The sequence below is a fragment of the Flavobacteriales bacterium genome, assembly GCA_016700415.1.
Lineage (GTDB): Bacteria > Bacteroidota > Bacteroidia > Flavobacteriales_F > PHOS-HE28 > PHOS-HE28.
The window spans coordinates 474,944-493,990 of the sequence record CP065018.1; the positions used below are offsets into that span (position 1 = coordinate 474,944).

General features: G+C 58.7%; 14 protein-coding genes. 9 read left to right on the forward strand and 5 right to left on the reverse strand.

The window, feature by feature from the left end:
• The first annotated feature begins 90 nt into the window (after positions 1-90).
• Entirely contained in the window at positions 91-2,229 is a 2,139-nt protein-coding gene (locus IPP95_01965; GenBank protein QQS73018.1) for a WG repeat-containing protein, read from the forward strand.
• On the opposite strand, the gene IPP95_01970 is transcribed toward IPP95_01965, so the two are convergent.
• Together IPP95_01970 and IPP95_01975 are read right to left on the reverse strand one after the other, a co-directional pair.
• Positions 2,218-8,427 carry a gliding motility-associated C-terminal domain-containing protein gene (locus IPP95_01970; GenBank protein ID QQS73019.1) on the reverse strand — a complete coding sequence of 2,070 codons (6,210 nt, stop codon included), beginning with the start codon at positions 8,425-8,427 and terminating at the stop codon, positions 2,218-2,220. The two genes, IPP95_01965 and IPP95_01970, sit on opposite strands and share 12 nt — an antisense overlap.
• A 111-nt stretch (positions 8,428-8,538) precedes the next feature.
• The gene (locus IPP95_01975; protein ID QQS73020.1) at positions 8,539-9,192 is read right to left on the reverse strand and encodes a methyltransferase domain-containing protein; all 654 of its coding nucleotides are present in this window, start codon (positions 9,190-9,192) and stop codon (positions 8,539-8,541) included.
• Positions 9,193-9,246: 54 nt separating this feature from the next.
• On the opposite strand from IPP95_01975, the gene IPP95_01980 reads away from it, so the two are divergent.
• Positions 9,247-10,305 (forward strand): adenylate/guanylate cyclase domain-containing protein, encoded by a 1,059-nt coding sequence (locus IPP95_01980; GenBank protein ID QQS73021.1) that lies wholly within the window; start codon positions 9,247-9,249, stop codon positions 10,303-10,305.
• A gap of 10 nt (positions 10,306-10,315) precedes the next feature.
• Complete coding sequence (locus IPP95_01985; GenBank protein QQS73022.1) at positions 10,316-11,419, forward strand: hypothetical protein; 1,104 nt, start codon at positions 10,316-10,318, stop codon at positions 11,417-11,419.
• Here IPP95_01985 and IPP95_01990 read toward each other — a convergent pair.
• Positions 11,413-12,474: a hypothetical protein gene (locus IPP95_01990; GenBank protein ID QQS73023.1), complete on the reverse strand. Its 1,062-nt coding sequence runs from the start codon at positions 12,472-12,474 to the stop codon at positions 11,413-11,415. The genes IPP95_01985 and IPP95_01990 overlap by 7 nt on opposite strands.
• Before the next feature lie 82 nt (positions 12,475-12,556).
• On the opposite strand from IPP95_01990, the gene IPP95_01995 reads away from it, so the two are divergent.
• Positions 12,557-13,120, forward strand: coding sequence for a hypothetical protein (locus tag IPP95_01995; GenBank protein QQS73024.1), 564 nt, complete (start codon positions 12,557-12,559; stop codon positions 13,118-13,120).
• Here the strand turns inward: IPP95_01995 and folP are convergent, their stop codons facing one another.
• Positions 13,121-13,891, reverse strand: a complete 771-nt coding sequence (gene folP / locus IPP95_02000) for a dihydropteroate synthase (protein ID QQS73025.1) — start codon at positions 13,889-13,891, stop codon at positions 13,121-13,123.
• Between the two features lie 101 nt (positions 13,892-13,992).
• On the opposite strand from folP, the gene IPP95_02005 reads away from it, so the two are divergent.
• Positions 13,993-14,538 carry a DUF1599 domain-containing protein gene (locus tag IPP95_02005; GenBank protein QQS73026.1) on the forward strand — a complete coding sequence of 182 codons (546 nt, stop codon included), beginning with the start codon at positions 13,993-13,995 and terminating at the stop codon, positions 14,536-14,538.
• Here the strand turns inward: IPP95_02005 and IPP95_02010 are convergent.
• A complete protein-coding gene (locus tag IPP95_02010; GenBank protein QQS73027.1) occupies positions 14,535-15,041 on the reverse strand; it encodes a hypothetical protein in 507 nt (168 codons plus the stop codon). The genes IPP95_02005 and IPP95_02010 overlap by 4 nt on opposite strands.
• Before the next feature lie 206 nt (positions 15,042-15,247).
• Here IPP95_02010 and IPP95_02015 point away from each other — a divergent pair, with 206 nt between their 5' ends.
• From IPP95_02015 to prmA, 4 genes are all read left to right on the forward strand, one after another.
• Entirely contained in the window at positions 15,248-15,814 is a 567-nt protein-coding gene (locus IPP95_02015) for a carboxypeptidase regulatory-like domain-containing protein (GenBank protein QQS73028.1), read from the forward strand.
• 162 nt (positions 15,815-15,976) lie between these two features.
• A complete protein-coding gene (locus tag IPP95_02020; GenBank protein QQS73029.1) occupies positions 15,977-17,317 on the forward strand; it encodes a DoxX family protein in 1,341 nt (446 codons plus the stop codon).
• 100 nt (positions 17,318-17,417) lie between these two features.
• Positions 17,418-18,200, forward strand: coding sequence for a triose-phosphate isomerase (locus IPP95_02025; GenBank protein ID QQS73030.1), 783 nt, complete (start codon positions 17,418-17,420; stop codon positions 18,198-18,200).
• Entirely contained in the window at positions 18,200-19,030 is an 831-nt protein-coding gene (gene prmA / locus IPP95_02030) for a 50S ribosomal protein L11 methyltransferase (protein ID QQS73031.1), read from the forward strand. Before IPP95_02025 ends, prmA begins: the two co-directional genes overlap by 1 nt.
• Positions 19,031-19,047 lie beyond the last annotated feature (17 nt).

The window sequence follows — 19,047 nt, forward strand, 5'->3', positions numbered from 1 at the left end:
CGCAACGGAAGAGGTTCATCTCAGGCGGCCAATGGTGGAGCCGTCATGGTCTCTTGGCGATCATAATGCGATCGGCGGTATTTTCGCGGCATGTCACGAACATGGAGGGGAGGGACGGTGGCCTTGCTGTTGGTCTTGATGGCCACGACCACATATGCGGGGAAGCTGGAAAAGGCCTTTGCGGCCTTGGAGGTCCACGACTATTTCAAGGCCAAGGATCTGTTCGAGAAGGAAGTCAGGAAACAACCGGCCGCGGCCTGGTACGGTTTGAGCGTGATCACCGGCAGGGCGGACAATCCGTTCTACCGCCTGGATTCGAGCCATGCGGCCATACTGCGGTCCGCAGCGGCCTACCGCCTACTTGACGGGCGGGGCCGCGACAAGATCGGTAAGTTGGGAGTGGACTCCGCAGCGATCCAGGCCCAGATGGATCATGTGGCTTCGATCGCTTGGAAACAGGTAAGCGATGTGGACCGGCTGGAGACCTATGAGCATTTTATTGATACCTATACCGGCAGCGACAGGATCCCCTTGGCCATCGACCGGCGGAATGAACTCGCGTTCATGGATACGCGAAAAGCGAACACATCCACGGCTTACAAGCAGTTCCTTGACCGGTATCCCGAAGCCAAGGAAGCCTATGGAGCACGGTCCCGTCTCCAAGAGGCGATCTACCGGGAAGCCACGCCTAACGGCACCATCGCGCAGTATGAGGCCTTCATCAAGGACCATCCGGAAAACACGTACCTACGGGACGCACAGGACCGTCTTCTGGAGCTGAACACCCCCGGCCACAGCTCTGGGGAATTTGCGGCCTTTATCCACCGATACCCGGAGAATCCCAATGTCCCCGAGGCTTGGAGAAGCATCTACGACCTTTACACGAAGGAACTGAGCGTGAACAACATCACCCGGTTCCTGACGGACTATCCGGACTATCCGTTCATCAATGAGCTGATGAATGACTACAAGGTCGCCAGTCTGGTGTTGTACCCTTTCCGCCAAGGGGGGAAGTGGGGTTTCATCGATGATACAGGGGTTGAACGGATCAAGGCGGAGTTCGATTTTGCCGAGCCGTTCATCCATGGGCAGGCACAAGTCGGAAGGGATGGACAAATAGGTGCGATCAACAAGCTGGGCAAACCCGTGGTGCCGATCATCTACGACGATGTGATGGATTACAAGGAGGGCTTGGCCACCGTGGAATTGAACGGCAAACAGGGAGCGGTGGACCGCAATGGGAAACTTGTGGTACCCTTGGAGTATGATGAGGTCGGTGAATACGACCATGGGCTGGCGGCGGCCTCCAAAGGCGGCCTCTACGGCTATATAGACGAGGCCGGAAAAGAGATCATCCCGTTCATTTATGATCGGGCCATGCACTTCATCAATGGCATGGCGGTGGTCTCCAAGGATGACCAGAGCGGCATCATTGATGCGAACGGTGAACTGGTGGTGCCATTCCAGTATGATTGGGTGGAGGGCTTCGTAAAGCTCCCGCTCTCCCGCGTGCGGAAGGGCGGCAATATGGGCTTCATCAACCGTTTCGGTGATGTGCTGCTCGCTGTGGAACACGACCACGTCGGCACCCTCAATGACAGCTTGGTGCTGGTGATCGACAAGGGGAAATGCGGCTACGTGAACGCCAATGGCGCGTGGGTGATACCGCAACGGTTCGATGCGAACGCGCTCACGATCAACCTTGGGGATCTCCACAATGGTGTGGCGCGTGTGCTCTCCGGCGGAAAGCTGGGTCTCGTGGACGTGAAGGGAAACCGGATCCTGATCCCCCAGTATTCGGACATCGGTCTGTTTGAGAGCGGTCTGGTGCCGGTGAAGAAGAAGAAATGGGGTTATGCAACGCACACTTCGGCGATGGCGACCGAATTCAAATATGATCAGGCTTGGGAGCTGCATGGTGGATACGGGCGGGTGGAGCTCGGGGGCTTGTTCGGATTGGTGGACAGCACGGGGGCTGAGCTCATCGCGCCCCATTATACCGGGCTGAGCGATCTGGACAAGGGCATATTGATCGCGACCGGAGATCATGGCAGCGGTGTGGTGAACGCCACGGGGAAAGTCCTGGTAGCCTTGGAATATGATACCGTGGGATGGGTAGGCACAGGCCTGATCAAAGTGACACGGGAGGACCGATTTGCCTACGTGAAGTTGTCGGATGGCCAGATCCTGTGGAAGGAGGACGGCTTTGACGGATCCTCAGCGGACTAACGTCACACTGCCACGAAGGCGTTCCTGAACGACCCCGGCATCAGTGACGGTCCCGTAATGAACGTCCCATACATAGACCCCCACCGGCGCTTCAACGCCATTCACCTTCCCGTCCCAAGCGACACCCGGCACGTCGGTAGTGAAGATCAACTCCCCCCATCTGTTGAAGATGGAGAAGGACCATGACCGGACCGCATCCGACACGATGGGCGTGAAACTGTCGTTGATGTCATCGCCGTCGGGTGTGAACGCGTTCGGGATATGTACCTCCGGCGCACAGTTCCCCTCCGTGATCAATACCGTATCGGACGCGAGGATACAGGGGCCTTGGGCGGTCACGTGGTAAACACCGGGCCGGTCGACCACCAACGCGGACTGGTGTGATCCGTCATTCCAGATGTAGGATGCTCCGGGTATCGTCGCATCCAAGGTCAATGTGTTATCCGGACAGATCCTGCCGTCCGGTCCAAGGTCCAGTTGTGTGATGACGGGGAGGAAGGTGATCAGGGCTGCGTCGCTGGTAACGCATCCATCCAAGGACAAAGTCACGGAATAGGTTCCGGTGCTTGTTACGGCCAACGCATCACCGGTAGTGCCGTTGTTCCACACCACCTGCGCAGGTCCGGAGGATACGAGAAGCAGAGCGGTGTCACCGGCACATAGTGTGCGGTTTTCGCCGAGGTCCGGTTCCAACAGGGGTGTGAAGCCGATGTGTACATCATCCTGTGCGGTGCATCCGCCCACAGCGATATTCGCTTCATATGTCCCCGCGGTGGATACGGTCCGTTGCGTGGCGGTGGAGCCGTCCTGCCATGCGACCATTGCGCCCGGGACCGTCACTGCAAGCACCAAAGTTTCACCCGGGCAGAGCACCGTATCGGGTCCAAGGCTGAAGTTGGAAAGATCCACAAAGGCCACATCCACATTCGCTGCTGCTACGCAGCCATCGCGATCCACCGTGACGCCGTATGTGCCCGGTGCGTTCACCAAGAGGGAAGGGGAATTGCTGCCCGTGGACCAGAGATAACTGCTGCCGGGTTGGGTAACGTTGATCGACCATGTCTCACCCGAGCACAGGGTCGTATCAGCGGGCAGCGATAGTGTGGGTGAGGGCAACGGATCGATGCGGATGCTATCAGTGGCACTGCATCCAAGTGCGCTCACTTCCACGGACCATGTGCCGGCAGAAACACTGCGAGCAGGGAGCGTGCTGCCATCGTTCCATAGATAGCTGCCGCCAAGTACGGTGGCATCGAGGTACAGCAACGCGGAGGCGCATAGTCCCGTGTCCGGACCTAGCTGCACCACCGGCAAGGGAATGCCGGTCACATTGACCGTATCGGAGGCCGAGCATCCGTTATTCGTCGCCATGGCCCAATAGGTGCCCGGCTGGTCGATCGTTCGTGCGCCTGCGCTCGATCCATCGTCCCAGAGCAGGGAATTAGCGTTCACTGTGAGTTGGAGCGTGCTGCCCGAACACAGGTCCTGGTCCGGGCCAAGGTCGATCGCAGGGAGATGAAAGACAGTGACCGAAATGGAGTCCGTGAAAGCGCAGCCTGAAACAGTGGTGGTGGCAATGAAAGTGCCCGATGTGCTCGCGGTCACCATGGGAGTGGAGGAATTCACCGCCCCGGTCCATTGGGTGTTCCCGCCGGGCAGGCCTGCATCCAGAAGAAGCGAGGTACCTTCACAGATGGCCGTGTCAGCTCCGAGGTTGAAAGAGGAAGCGTTCAAATAGGCCACATGGATGGAGGCCGTATCAGTACACGTTGCGGCATTCGTGGCCACCACCCAATAGTCCCCCGCCGCGTTCACTGCGAAGTAGTTGCCTGAAGACCCGTCCTGCCATTCAAACGTCGCATTCGCGCTGGACACCTGTAGATCCAGCGTTTCTCCGGAGCAAAGCGTGGTGTCATTTCCCAGGGTGATCGAAGGGGATTGAACGGACTGGACGATGATCGTGTCACCTGTCAAGCATGCGCCTTGGGTCACGGCCACGGACCAAGTCCCGCCGATAGTTGTCGTCAGGACGGCGTTCGTTGTTCCATCGCTCCAGAGATATCCGGATGCACCCGGCATGGTGGCGTCCAAGGTGACCGGCTCCCCTGCACATACGCTGGTATCCGGTCCAAGGGACAAGGCGCCGGGGTCCGCATAGGAAATGGTGATGGCGTCCGTACTGGAACAGCCTTGGGCATCGGTCACCGTAACGGATGCTGTTGTGGTTGACGTTACCATGATGCTCTGGCCGGTCGCACCCGTGCTCCACAAGTAATTCGTGCCGGAAGGACCGGCGTTCAACACGATGGAAGAATTAGGGCAAAGCGTGGTGTCGGGGCCGAGGTCAACAGCGGGTGGTGTCAAGTTCGTGATCGTCGCCACATCGGAGGCCGTGCAGCCGTTCACCATAACATCCACCGACCAAGTGCCCGTACCGACGGTGATGGTCGGCGTGACGGCACCGTTGCTCCAGAGGTATGATCCCCCAAGAAGCGTGGCATCCAAGGTGGCCTGAGCGCCCGGGCACACAGCTATGTCGGTACCAAGATCCACCACAGGCAGTGGAGTGACGGACACGCCGATGGAATCCCGCACAGCACAACCGTTGAGCGTGGCGTCCACCCAGAACGTTCCTGTAGAAGAGACGGCGATGGAATCAGTGGTGGCACCGGTGTTCCAGAAATAGGTTGCACCAGCAACGGTTACGCCGATCATCACGGACCCGCCGGCGCAGATCGTACGGTCCGGCCCGAGGCTCACCGATTGCAGGTTGAAGTTGGAAAGGTCCGCCGCGTCCGAGGTAGAGCAGCCGTTCACGGTTACTTGCACGGAATAGTTACCCGGCGCGTTTGTGGTGAGTGTTGGTCCCGTGGAACCATCGTTCCAGAGGTAGGTGGCGCCTGCCGTGGTGGCATCGAAGGTGGCTGAAGCGCCGGGGCAGACCACTTGGTCAAGACCAAGATCCACCGTGGGCGGCGTCAAGTTCGTGATGGTGGCGGCATCGGAGGCCGTGCAACCGTTCACCGTCACATCCACGGACCAGATGCCCGTGCCGACGGTGATGGTCGGGGTGATGGCACCATTGCTCCAGAGGTAGCTGCCTCCTGGTGTTGTGGCATCCAAGGTGGCCTGGGCACCCGGGCAGACCGCGACGTCAGGGCCAAGATCCACCACGGGTAGCGGGGTTACGGATACATCGATGGAATCCCGCACAGCACAACCGTTGAGCGTGGCGTCCACCCAGAACGTTCCTGTAGAAGAGACGGCGATGGAATCAGTGGTGGCACCGGTGTTCCAGAGATAGATCGCACCAGCAACGGTTACGCCGATCATCACGGACCCGCCGGCACAGATCGTTCGGTCCTGCCCGAGGCTCACCGATTGCAGGTTGAAGTTGGAAAGAAACGCGGCATCCGAGGCGGAGCATCCGTTCACGGTTACTTGCACGGAATAGTTACCCGGCGCGTCTGTGGTGAGTGTTGGTCCCGTGGAACCATCGTTCCAGAGGTAGGTGGCGCCTGCCGTGGTGGCATCGAAGGTGGCTGAAGCGCCGGGGCAGACCACTTGGTCAAGACCAAGATCCACCGTGGGCGGCGTCAAGTTCGTGATGGTGGCGGCATCGGAGGCCGTGCAACTGTTCACCGTCACATCCACGGACCAGATGCCCGTGCCGACGGTGATGGTCGGGGTGATGGCACCATTGCTCCAGAGGTAGCTGCCTCCTGGTGTTGTGGCATCCAAGGTGGCCTGAGTGCCCGGGCAGACCGCGACGTCAGGGCCAAGATCCACCACGGGTAGCGGGGTTACGGATACAATGATGGAATCCCGCACAGCGCAACCGTTGAGCGTGGCGTCCACCCAGAACGTTCCTACAGAAGAGACGGCGATGGAATCAGTGGTGGCACCGGTGTTCCAGAAATAGGTTGCACCAGCAACGGTTACGCCGATCATCACGGACCCGCCGGCACAGATCGTACGGTCCGGCCCGAGGCTCACCGATTGCAGGTTGAAGTTGGAAAGGTCCGCCGCGTCCGAGGTAGAGCAGTCGTTCACGGTTACTTGCACGGAATAGTTACCCGGCACGTCTGTGGTGAGTGTTGGTCCCGTGGAACCATCGTTCCAGAGGTAGGTGGCGCCCGCCGTGGTGGCATCGAAGGTGGCTGAAGCGCCGGGGCAGACCACTTGGTCAAGACCAAGATCCACCGTGGGCGGCGTCAAGTTCGTGATGGTGGCGGCATCGGAGGCCGTGCAACCGTTCACCGTCACATCCACGGACCAGATGCCCGTACCGACGGTGATGGTCGGGGTGATGGCACCATTGCTCCAGAGGTAGCTGCCTCCTGGTGTTGTGGCATCCAAGGTGGCCTGAGTGCCCGGGCAGACCGCGACGTCAGGGCCAAGATCCACCACGGGTAGCGGGGTTACGGATACAATGATGGAATCCCGCACAGCGCAACCGTTGAGCGTGGCGTCCACCCAGAACGTTCCTACAGAAGAGACGGCGATGGAATCAGTGGTGGCACCGGTGTTCCAGAAATAGGTTGCACCAGCAACGGTTACGCCGATCATCACGGACCCGCCGGCGCAGATCGTTCGGTCCGGCCCGAGGCTCACCGATTGCAGGTTGAAGTTGGAAAGAAACGCGGCATCCGAGGCGGAGCATCCGTTCACGGTTACTTGCACGGAATAGTTACCCGGCGCGTCTGTGGTGAGTGTTGGTCCCGTGGAACCATCGTTCCAGAGGTAGGTGGCGCCTGCCGTGGTGGCATCGAAGATCACGGATGATCCCGGGCATACGGTGGTGTCGAGCCCGATGTCGGCCACAGGTAGTGGCTTCACCGTCACTTGGATCGCGTCGGTCACTGAACATCCGTTCAGGTCCAGATCAACTTGGTAAACCCCGGTTGCGGACAGCAGAAGGGTAGGGGCCGTGCTTCCATCCTGCCACAAATAAGTTGCACCGGGTACGGTCGCATCGAGCGTCATGGAGGCACCGGCGCAGATCGACGTGTCGTTCCCAAGGAATACCGTCGGCATCGGCTTGTAGCCCACCACGATAGAATCCCTGGCGGAGCAATTGTTCCGGGTCACTTCGGCCCAATACAGTCCGGATGTCGTTACGTTGAACGTTGCTCCCGTTGATCCATCCTGCCAGAGGTACGTGGAACCCGGTGCAAATGCGGTAAGCGTGAGGTTCTCACCTGCGCATAGCATAGTGTCCGCACCAAGGTCAACGACCGGGAGCGGGTTGTAGGCAATGGACACCTGGTCCGAATTGCTGCAATTCTGTGCCGTTACGGTGACGCTGTAGTTACCTGCGGATGTCACATGGAATGTAGGATCAGTGCCACCGTCCTGCCAGAGGTAAGATCCTCCCGGAATGCTGGCGTCCAGGTCCATCATGTCCCCCGCACAGAGAGCCAGGTCAGGGCCAAGGTCTACCGAGGGCAGGGGCGTAACGGCCACATGCACGGTATCGCGGAGGATGATCGTGCCGGAAATGTTGATGTCATCGATACCGAAGTCATCACCGACGCCGTCAGCAGAGGTAATGTTGATACAGGCAGAGACACTGGTCTGTCCGGGACCGGCGGTCCAAAAGGTGCCGAATGGCTGCCATCCTGCGCCATAGGCGCCAAATGTCATATCGGGCCACTGGGCCAGCACGCCGTCCATCACCCAGACGGCACGGGCCGGCAGGGCATTGCTCAGTGTCCGGGCTGAGAACCCCAAATAGTAGGTCTGTCCAGGACAGCACGGAATGGTCTGGCACCAAACGTCCTGCTGGTTGTTCACCCAGCTTACGTATCCGCCGTTACCGATCAGGAAGTTTCCATTGCCTGTTCCTTGGAATTGAGCGTGGTACCAATTCGCATTGGAGCCGACCGTATAGATGCCCTCATTCTGCAAGGAAGTCGAGGAATAGGTGTACTCGGAGCTAAAACCTGTGTTCCCGGCCGAAAAATTTCCGTTCACCACGAGATTGCCGCTGGGATAGCTCACTTGGCACCAATAATCGCCAGCACTCGTCACATTGATGTCCGGCGTGGTCTCCCCGGTGCTCCAGAGATAAACGCCGTATCCGGCTGGCCCGTGCAAGGTGGCTGTACCGCCTTGGCAGATGGTGGTGTCCGGCCCGATATCAATGGAACAGATAGGCTGGGCCTGAACAATGTGCCCAAGCGACCAGGCAAGCAAAAATGCTGCCCACCCCGTCCGTGATATGCGGTGGCCTTTCAAAGCGATCTGGTCACTGGTCAAATTTCGGGCCGTTGCAGTGCAATATGTCACTATTGACGGACTATTCGTTCACGACGCTGTCAACACCCGGTTGATCCCTTGGTAAAAGTGTTCGTCCGTCCGAGTAAAGTGAAGACGCAGAAGTTCGCTCACGCGTTGGCTGCGGAGGCGGCTCTGTTCGTTGTGCACAATGGTGTTGAAACAAAGCAGGCCGCCGGGGGAGGTACACTTCCTCAGGTCGCGGATGAAGGGCTCCTCGTCCACGCCGGGGGCCAGGTCCAACTCATGGCAAAGATCCACCAGGACCAGATCGTACTCATTCCCATGATCCTGCACGAAGGCCAAGGCATCGCTTTCCACGAGTTCCAGGTCCCGCAGTTTGCCCACTTTGTAATAGGTTCTGGCCAATCGGAGCATCTCCGGATCGCCGTCCACACCAAGGATGGGGGTTGAAAGCCCCATTTCCTTGCGCAAGATCCCGGCGGCACTGCCTGCGCCGAATCCAAGGATAAGTACACTTTTAAGTTGACGTTCAGCTACTTTAAGCTCGTTCAGGCATTCCTGCCAGACCGCATGGAGGCTCCCATAGCTCTGGTTGGCATTGCCGCTGTTCACCACCAGATGGCCACCCTCCCATGCCATGCGGAGCGGTCCGTATTTGCCCGGGCCTTCCCAAACCGTGACCGGCCACACGTAGCTCAGCAAGCACTTCACAACAGACATGCTGCAAAGATGGGCCATGCCCCCCTGCCTAACTTCGCGGCCCAATATTCTGCTTTGGAACGTATTTCAGCAATTACGAGGCACAAGCTGCGCAAGCTGCTGAAGTATGCCCTTGTCACCGCCGCCATTGGTGCGGTGTTAACCCTTTTGAGCGGCCATGGGGGACTGCGTTTCCTGCTGGGCTGGGTGTTGCTTGGCACTTGGACCGGCATTCTGGAAGAGTTTCTCTTCGGCAGGCGATTCCGGTCGTTGGCCATACCTCTTCAGTTTCTGGGCAAGGCCTTGGCCGTGAATCTTTTCACGATCGCCTTGTTGGCAGCTACCTTGGCTGCGAACCGTGGCCATACGCTCCCGTTCACCGGTGATGCAGGCCTTACCGTCGGGCATTTGTTGGCCTCCGGGGAGATCTTTCGCTTCGCCTTGCTGGTGGTGGTGGTAACCTCGGTATCCATTCTGGTCATCCAAGTGGAGGAATTCATGGGCCGCCGTTTCTTCATGGGCTTTTTGCTGGGCTGGTATGACAAGCCCCGCGAGGCGGAACGGGTGGTGCTCAGCATTGACCTGGTAGGCAGTTCAGCGCTTAACGAACGGCTTGGTGATCTGCTGTATTACCGGTTCCTGAACACTACGCTTTCGTTGATGACCGACTCGGTATTGCGCCACGATGCGGAGATCCACAAATACGTCGGCGACGAGGTGATCTTCACCTGGACCATGCGTGACGGCACGCACAATTTCAATTGCCTGGGGCTGTTCTTCGACATCAAGGAACGCTTGGAGGCGCACCGCCAGATAATGATGCGCGAGTTCGGCGTGGCGCCGGAGTTCAGGGGCGGCCTGCACGGGGGGCGCGTCATCACCGCGCAGGTGGGCCATATCAAGCGTGCCATTGACCTGAGCGGCGACGTGATGAACACCACCAGTCGCCTCCAGTCTCTGGCGAAGGAGCTGAAGGCGGACCTCATGATCACCCAAGAGCTGCGTGATCGCATGCCCGACGCCGACAAACGGTTCACCTTCGGGGATCTGGAGTTGCTCCGGGTGAAAGGCGGAAAGCGGCAGATGGGCGTTCGGACCGTGGCCCGGAAAGTGGTTGCTGCCACGCTCCAATAACGATCGACGAATGATGCGCTACCTTTTCACCTGCCTTGTCCTTTTCATGATCGGCCTTACGGGCATCCATGCACAAAGCGTGGTGCCTGTCATCACCTCGTATGGGCGTCTGGTGGTTTTTCAGAAGGGTGCCTTCCAAGAAGTGGACGCCCGCAAACCGCAGGCGTTGTTTCCCAGTGGTGACAGGCTGGCCTACCTGACCGATGCTGGAGACCTGAAGCTCTTCGCGGACGGGAAAGTGACGACCCTGCAAGGAGGTGAACCCGTGCAGGTGGGCATGTCCAAGTACCTCTTGGCCTGGAGGACAGGACCATCCTTGCGCATACCGGCCGCAGGAGGGTCGAAGATCCTTTGCCGCAGCGTCGGCCGTTTCACGGTGAGCGACAGTATCATCGCCTTCCATGATCAGATGCAGCAGACCCTTTCGGCCTATTGGAACGGGAGGGCCGTGCCGATCGCGGACGTGCTGATGACCAGTGAGGATGTGGTATGGAAGAGCGGTTCCAACACGCTTCTACTGTACGATCTGGGCCACCGGCGCGTGCTGCTATTCTATCGCGGCAGGGTCTCCGTGCTTTGTAACGGCGACGACCCGTCCCGCTCGGAAACGGGCGGTGACATGGTGGCGTACATGGACGAGTATGACGATACGTTCCGCGTGTTCAACAAAGGGGACGATTATGAGGTGGAACCGTTCGCCCCGGCCAGCTTTCAAGTGGGGAACGGCCTTGTCGCGTACGTGAACAGTTCAGGGTCGTTCAAGAGTTTTCAAGGAGGTCGTGTCTGGGACATCTCTGATTTTGCGCCGGATGAATACTGGGCACGGGACAGTGTGGTCGTGTTCCGCGAAGGGGACCTGTTCAAGGTGTTCAGCGGTGGGGCCGTACAAACGCTGGAGCGCACGATGCCTGCGCAATGGAAAGTATCCGGGGGCATGATCGCATGGCTGGACGTGAGCGGGGTGGTGCAGCTTTTCCATAACGGCGAACGGATCACTGTCAGCAAGGAATCTGGGATCTCCCAATTCGACCTCTTCCCAGACGCTGTTTCCTTTATGAGCAACAGCGGTGCCACCAAGGTCTGGTGGTCCGGAAAGCTGTATGATCACTACTGAGGTTTCTCCGTCAAAGACAAGGTGTAGAGTTCCACAGCGTTCCGCTTCCCCTTTAGCGGTATGCTGCCGATGGGAGTGACGGTGTACGGGAGCGAGCGCAGCGAAAGCACGTCCAGCAGCTCTTTGCTCACCAAGTTGTCCACGCCCATCACATTGCAACTGGCCTGGATGTGGGCTGTAGTGTTCACCACATCGCCACTGAAAATGGTCTGCTTCTTCACCATGCCCACCTCCCCGCTGGTTACCCGTCCAAAGTGAAAGCCCGCCTTGAAGACAGGCTCGGTGCCGTAAGTGTTGCGGTAGTATTCCGCACGTTTTCGGAGTTTCTCACGGATGGAGAAAAAGCATTTGATGCAGCGGTCGTTGCGGATCCCCCTGTCCAGCCGCCAGCTCACGCTGATCTCGTCGCCCACGTACTGGTAGATCTCACCGCCGGAATAGACCACCGGGTCGGTGATGTCCGCATAGAGGTCGTTTAGCAGCTTGAAATATCGCGTATCACCGATGGATTCCGCAACCGACGTGCTCGATCGCATGTCGAGGAACATGAAGATCCTCAGTTCCTGCCGGGGTCTGCGATAGCGGTCGATCAGGTAGCTCATGGACCCACCGCCGTATTGGTCGTTCAGGCGAAGGATCAGCATGGTACCGCCCATCAAAAGACCCCATTGGAGAAAATGGCCGATCATGCGCCATCCGCCTGCCGCAGCCGCCGGGCCATCGGGCCAGACCAGTGGAAGCAGCCAGTCCCATGAAAGCGTGACCGCGACCACGAGGCTCATCACGATCGCCAGACCATGAGTGAAGGGCAGCTTGCGCAATGGATCGTGCAGGAGGAAGATGTACCAACCGCCGAAAAGGAGACCGCCAACGAGGGCGTTTGAGAGGTGTACCCAGAGGATCCCCATGCGCTCCGGCGATGTGCCGGAATTGGCGAGCACGTTGCTTTCCAACATAGCGGTGAAGCCGGCAATGAGCATCCAAGCGCCCGTGATGCGCAGCGTGCGGCGGGTACGACGGCCTACTTTGGAAAGTGTGATGGACAGCTGGGCCATGCAAGTGCCGCGAATGTATTGCCGGACTGATGTGCCGGATGCATGTTTGACCCCAAAGCGTAGCCGAGGGTAGTTTAGCGGCATGGTAACCCGTCTCATGGCCAGTACGGTCCTGACCATTTCCCTTGTGCTCGCCCCGGCGATGGAAGTTCATGCACAACGCTTTAATGTGAAGCTTGAGGGTCAGGTCACCGAACTCTTCTCCGGAGACCCGATCAGGGGCGCTTTGGTGCGGATCCTGAAAGCCGGTCAGGAGGATCAGCAAAATGTCACCCGCTCGGACGGCCGGTATGAATTCACCTTGGAGCGCGGCTGGAAGTATGAGGTCTGGTTCAGCAAGAAGAGCATGGTGACAAAGCACGTGGTCATCGACACGCGGGATATCCCTCCATATCCTGATGTGCCCTTTTACGAGATGGACCTGCAGATGACGCTCTTCCCGTGGGTGGCGGACCTGGACCTTACGCCCTTCGAAGAGGCCCTAGGGCTGGCGGCATATAAACCCAGCGTGCGGAACATGAGCTGGGACATGCCATATACGCAGGAGAAGAGGCCTGTCTTTTCCAAGGTGATGGATGAGTATGAGAAGACCTTCCACGGCTACTACAAGCGCCGCGACCGCCGGAACCGGGAAGAACAGCGTTGATCAATCCCATGCCTCCAACAGCTTGACGGCCTCCATGGCCGGCCTCACGTCATGCACGCGCAAGATGTCCGCCCCGTTCAGCAAGGCCAGTGTGTTCAATACGGTGGTGCCGTTCAAGGCTTCTTCCGGCCGCGTGCCGAGCACTTCATTGATCATCCGCTTTCGGGAAAGGCCCACAAGCACCGGAACGCCGAGCTGCTTGATGGCGGGAAGTCCCCGCAGCAGTGCGTAATTGTGGTCCCGGTCCTTGCCGAAACCGAACCCGGGGTCGATCACAACGTCCGCTATACCAGCCTGCCGGGCCGCGTGTAGCCGTTCGGACAGGAATTTCACCACCTCGGCCAGCACGTTCTTGTAGAAAGGTGCATGTTGCATCTTTCGCGGGGTGCCCTGCATGTGCATCAGGACATAGGGTACGTGCAGGCCGGCCACGGTCGTCAACATGGCCGGGTCCATCAGTCCGGCGCTGATGTCGTTCACCATGGACGCGCCAGCATCCACCGCTTCCCCGGCAATGGCGGCCCTCCAGGTGTCGATGCTGATCATCGCTTCCGGGAACCGGTCGTGCAGTGCCTTGACCACGGGAATGACACGCTTGCGCTCTTCTTCCAACGGGATCTCCACCGAGCCCGGACGGCTGCTCGCTCCGCCAACGTCGATGACCGACGCCCCTTCGGCGAGCATCCGTTCCGCGGTCCGGAGGGCATCATCCACGGAAGCTTGGCGGCTTTCGTGATGGAAGGAATCGGCCGTCATGTTCAGGATGCCCATCACCGCCGGTGTATGAAGCCTCACCAACCGCCCGTGCAGGCCCCGCACAATATCTTCGCCGCCGCTGTTCACGCCGCAAAGTTCGGGCACACGCACAACCGATGGACAAGACCCTTCAGGAATACGACGCCGTTGTGGAAACGTGCATGGCGCTCTTCACCAAGAAGGCCCATGACTATGGCACGGCATGGCGGATCCTGCGGGTCTCTTCGCTCACCGACCAGGTGCTGATCAAGGCGCAGCGCATCCGCACGTTGCAACAGGTAGGGGAGAACAAAGTGGGTGAAGGCATCCGGCCGGAACTGGTGGGCATCGTTAATTATGCAGCGATGGCCTTGGTCCAGTTGGAGAAAGGCGTAGTGGACGCACCGGACCTCCGTGCCGGGGAGGCTACCAAAGCGGTCCGTGCCAAACTGGTCCAGGCGCGCGACCTTATGATGCGCAAGAACCACGACTATGGGGAGGCCTGGCGCAGCATGCGCGTAAGCTCACTGGTGGACTTGATCCTCATGAAGTTGCTCCGTGTGAAGCAGATCGAAGACAACCAAGGCTCCACCTTGGTCAGCGAGGGCATCGACGCGAACTTCCTGGACATAGCGAATTATGCCGTATTCGCGATGATCTTGTTGAACGAGGAGGAAGGTTAGTCGTCCTTCGGTAGTGAGAACGAGTTCATCATCGCCTCGGCCAGGAACAAATTGTCCTTGAACGCCTCCGGCGAAGTGGTGAAGGTCAGGATATAGGTCTTCTTGTCCTGCACCATCACACGTTGCGAACCATGCAGCGGCACGCCGTCAACCGTCCCGGTGAACTCCGTGCTGTACGCACCGGACGCATCCGGACCTTCGGAAGCGATCATTTCGGATCCCTTTGGAAGGTCCTTGGGCGAGGGGCCTTTAAGACGCTTTTCCTTAATGACCACGGATACCGCGGATACGGGGGAGAGCGCGTCCGCAACAGTCCGGAAGATCACGGCCGTATCTCCGTTCATCGCCGCGCCCAACTGCCATGAACCTGGATAGTTCATTGAGCATCCTTCGCCCTTCCACGTATTCCATGCAGGGATGGTATCGGTCACGATCCGGGTGACCACACGGGCATCCTGATCTTGGGAGAACAGGGAAGTGGTGAATGCCAAGAGGAGCGGCATTGTGAAAAATCTGACCATTTGAGCGGGTGTATGAAAGTGCCAAGGTCGCCATTGCACGGGAATTTAAGGTGAGGTTGGTCAATGAAATGAACATCGGGCTGTTGGTGGATAGTCCAAAAAGGGGCACATCCGGCTTGGATCCCAGTATTGACGGGGATAGTTTCGCCGCCTGCCATCAGTTGGCTGGAAACCCAAATGGAGCGAACATGCGACTTGCCACTTGTATCTTGATCATAGCGTTGCTGGGCATCTGCCAAGAAGCCTCGGCCTTCCGTCTGCACTTGAACGGCTTGGTAACGGACTATGCGACCCAGCAGCCGATGTCCGCCGCCCGGGTGCGCATTTATAAGAACGGCGTGATGCAGCGCGTGGCCCGGACCGGGGCCTTGGGCCAGTATTCCATCATTTTGGACAATCATGCCGATTACGTGGTGCGGGTGGACGCTCCCGGCTATCAGGTCAAGTGCATCACCATTGATACGCAAGGACTGGAATGGGAAAGCGACCGGCGTGTGAGCCATCTGGAGGTGGAGATGCGACTTCCGACCTTGCAAAGCGGTATCGACCTTTCCTATTTCGACCTTCCCCTCGGTATGGCGCGGTTCGAGCCGGCCACGGGCCTCACGCGCTGGAACATGACCTACGAGAGGATCGTTAATGCGGCCGCTCAAGAGGTAATGGCCAGGTATGACCAGCGATGTATGGAAATGGGAATGCCCGTCGCACGTGGCGACATGGAACTCGGGGCTTTCCTGGTCCACGAAAAGCGATAGGGGCGGTATGGCGTAAGCGGCCGGAAGATGACGGTAGTCCGGAACTGGAATTGGCAACCTTTCCCAAACGGGGAAATCGTTCTAAGTCTTGCGGGCTAAATTCGTCGGCTCCGGAGGCGGCTTTTTATTAGAACCTCTTGTCCGCGACCGGATCTCCCTATCATGCGCATCCTTCTATTTATCTGCCGCATCCTGGTCGGCGCCACGTTCATCATCAGCGGCCTCATTAAGGCCAATGACCCGGTCGGGTTCAGCATCAAGCTGGAGGAATACTTCGCACCCAGCGCCCTAGGGCTTCCCTGGCTTATTCCCTTCTCGCTCGCGTTGGCCATGCTGGCCTGTTTGGCCGAAGTGGTGCTTGGTTTTGCCGTGCTGGTCGGCGGACGGATGAAGCTGGCCACGTGGTCCCTGCTGATCCTGACGGTCTTCTTCGGTTGGCTTACGGCATACACCGCCACCTGCGATCCACAGGGGAAATATGAGGTCGTCGTGAACGGGATCACGGAGATGCGCGATGTGACCTGCGTTACGGATTGTGGTTGCTTCGGTGATGCGATGAAGGGTTCGCTGGGCCGGCCCATGACACCGTGGGAGAGCTTTTCCAAGGATATGGCACTACTGGTTTTCGTGCTTCCGCTGTTCTTCTTCCGCAAGCGGATCAAGTTCAACACGTGGGGGGATGACTTGGCCCTGCTTCCGGTGTCCATGGTGCTGCTGGCCTTTTATTGCTGGGTGTTCGCCTGGTGGTTCCCATTGCTTTTCGCGGTCGGCGTATTGGCCGGGTACATGGTCATCAAGCGCATGCTGGAAGGCCCCCGGGCGGAATGGGCGGTGGCGGCTTGGGTCGCGGTGGCCATACTGGCCTTCATGTGGCATTGCTATGCCCATCTGCCGGTCAAGGATTATCGCCCCTATGCCATCGGCAAAAGCATCATCGAGCAGAAGGAGGAAGCCAAACCACCTGTCAATCTCACCTATGTGAGCTATCGGAACAAGACCACCGGCGAGGAGACGGAATACCTCACTTCGAAGCCCTATCCGTGGGATGATCCGAACTTTGAGAATGTGCCGAACAGCACCCGTGTGGTGGAGGTGGAGCCGGGGGTCGCTTCACAGGTACAGGACTTCATTCTCTCGGACCGGGACGGGGAGGATGTGACCGATGATGTGCTGATGGCAGAGGAGCCCGTGCTGCTCGTGGTCGCGAAGACCATCAGCGACACCCGCACTGGCTGCCAGCCGGCCATCAACAAATTGGCGGAGGCAGCGGAAAAAGCCGGGTGGAAGGTGTACGGGTTGACCAGCAGCTCTTACGATGAATCCGAGGAATTCCGCCATGCCAACCAAAATATGTTCGATTTCCTCACCTGTGATGAGGTGACATTGAAAACGATGATCAGGAGCAATCCCGGAGTAGTTGTGCTTCAGCACGGAACGGTTCGCGGCAAGTGGCATTGCAACGACATCCCCTCCTTCGCGAAAGCCGGAAAAGCACTCCGGTGAGGCACCCGGTCTTTACGGCATCATCGTTGACAAACTGCTTGCGCGGTCGTCGGCGCAAAGATCCTTGCGGCGATCTTTGTATCTCAAAAGACGGATGTAGATGAGCGCGAGGACCATAGTGGCGGGGAATTGGAAAATGCACACGGACGTCGCAGATTCTGCCAACCTGTTGGATGCCGTAGCGGCTTGGTGCGCCGCACATCCGGGTTCCGTGGAAGTCATCGTGGCACCGCCGTTCCCATTCCTCGCCACGGCCATAGCGCGGGCCTCCAAAACCGGTGGAGCCATCGTCATCGCTGCGCAGAATTGCCATCAGGAAGAGCAAGGTGCGTTCACCGGAGAGGTGAGCGTACCCATGTTGAAGTCCCTCGGCGTGGGGGCCTGCATCGTGGGGCATAGTGAACGGCGCGAGTTCTTCGGGGAGACGGATGTCCTCATAGGGCGAAAGGTCGTCGCGCTTTTGAAGCACGGTCTTCAACCGATATACTGCTGCGGGGAGCGGAGGGAAGACCGCGAAGAAGGTCGCTATCTTGACGTGATCTCCACCCAGCTGCACAGTGCCCTTGGCTCGCTTCCGCCCAAGGATCTCGCGAAGATCATCGTAGCTTATGAGCCGGTCTGGGCGATCGGTACGGGACTGACAGCCTCACCTGAACAGGCTCAGGAGATACATGCCTTCATCCGTGCCGAATTGCGCGGGTTCATCGGTGATGCGGCGGATGACGTTCCCATACTTTACGGTGGTTCATGCAACCCGGGCAACGCTGCGGGTCTTTTCGCCGGCAACGACGTCAATGGTGGATTGATCGGTGGGGCCGCACTTGTTGCGGAGAAGTTCACGGAACTGGTGCGTATCGCACAGGAGGTGAAGAGCACGGTCTGATGCGCTACACAGAGGTCAACTTCTTGGTCAATCCCGTGGAGCCTTGGCGCGATGTGCTGATGGTGGAGTTGACCGAGGTCGGTTATGAGGGCTTCGAGGAGACCGCGCACGGGATAAAGGCGTTCATACCGACCGCCGAATTTGACCCCTCCGTCCTGCGGTCTTTGCTGGTCCCGAAGGATCCGCATGTCTCCGTGACCTTTACGGTGCATGAAGTTCCGGAAATAAACTGGAATGCCCGCTGGGAGCAGGAATTCCAACCGGTTGAAGTGGACGGAAAGGTATTGGTGCGCGCGGAGTTCCACCCGGCGGCACCACCATACGAGCATGAGATCATCATCACCCCGCGAATGGCCTTCGGTACCGGCCACCACGCCACCACCCGCATGATGGTCAAGGCCATGTTGGCCATGGACCTGCGGGGCAAACGGGTATGTGACCTGGGTTGTGGCACCGGCGTGCTCGCGATCTTGGCCGAGCGTCTCGGTGCCGCCGAAGTGGTGGCCATTGACCACGATCCCGTCGCCGTGGAAAACGCACGTGACAACGTGGCGATGAACCATTGTCAGCGCATAGTTGTGGAAAAGGGAGATACCGATCTGGCAAATGGCGCTGGCTATGATGCTATTTTGGCCAATATCGAGCGGAATACATTGGTACGGTCCATGGTTGACATGGCTGCAGCATTGGCGGCGAACGGAAAACTGCTCTTGAGCGGCTTTGTGCGGGAGGACGGCGAGGTGATGGCCAAGTCCGCCATGGACGCGGGTTTGAGGCATGTGTTGACACTGGAGGAAGGGGAATGGGCGTTTTCAGAATGGGAAAAATGAGATCCGGACTGCCGCAT

Bases quoted from the DNA above. Each gene is read 5' to 3' on its own strand.
- IPP95_02020 (QQS73029.1), top strand. From the start codon at position 15,977: ATGCGCATCCTTCTATTTATCTGCCGCATCCTGGTCGGCGCCACGTTC.
- IPP95_01965 (QQS73018.1), top strand. From the start codon at position 91: ATGTCACGAACATGGAGGGGAGGGACGGTGGCCTTGCTGTTGGTCTTG.
- IPP95_01985 (QQS73022.1), top strand. From the start codon at position 10,316: ATGATGCGCTACCTTTTCACCTGCCTTGTCCTTTTCATGATCGGCCTT.
- IPP95_01995 (QQS73024.1), top strand. From the start codon at position 12,557: ATGGTAACCCGTCTCATGGCCAGTACGGTCCTGACCATTTCCCTTGTG.
- IPP95_02005 (QQS73026.1), top strand. From the start codon at position 13,993: ATGGACAAGACCCTTCAGGAATACGACGCCGTTGTGGAAACGTGCATG.
- folP (QQS73025.1), bottom strand. From the start codon at position 13,891: ATGGGCATCCTGAACATGACGGCCGATTCCTTCCATCACGAAAGCCGC.
- IPP95_01975 (QQS73020.1), bottom strand. From the start codon at position 9,192: ATGTCTGTTGTGAAGTGCTTGCTGAGCTACGTGTGGCCGGTCACGGTT.
- IPP95_02010 (QQS73027.1), bottom strand. From the start codon at position 15,041: ATGCCGCTCCTCTTGGCATTCACCACTTCCCTGTTCTCCCAAGATCAG.
- IPP95_02015 (QQS73028.1), top strand. From the start codon at position 15,248: ATGCGACTTGCCACTTGTATCTTGATCATAGCGTTGCTGGGCATCTGC.
- IPP95_01990 (QQS73023.1), bottom strand. From the start codon at position 12,474: ATGGCCCAGCTGTCCATCACACTTTCCAAAGTAGGCCGTCGTACCCGC.
- IPP95_02025 (QQS73030.1), top strand. From the start codon at position 17,418: ATGAGCGCGAGGACCATAGTGGCGGGGAATTGGAAAATGCACACGGAC.
- prmA (QQS73031.1), top strand. From the start codon at position 18,200: ATGCGCTACACAGAGGTCAACTTCTTGGTCAATCCCGTGGAGCCTTGG.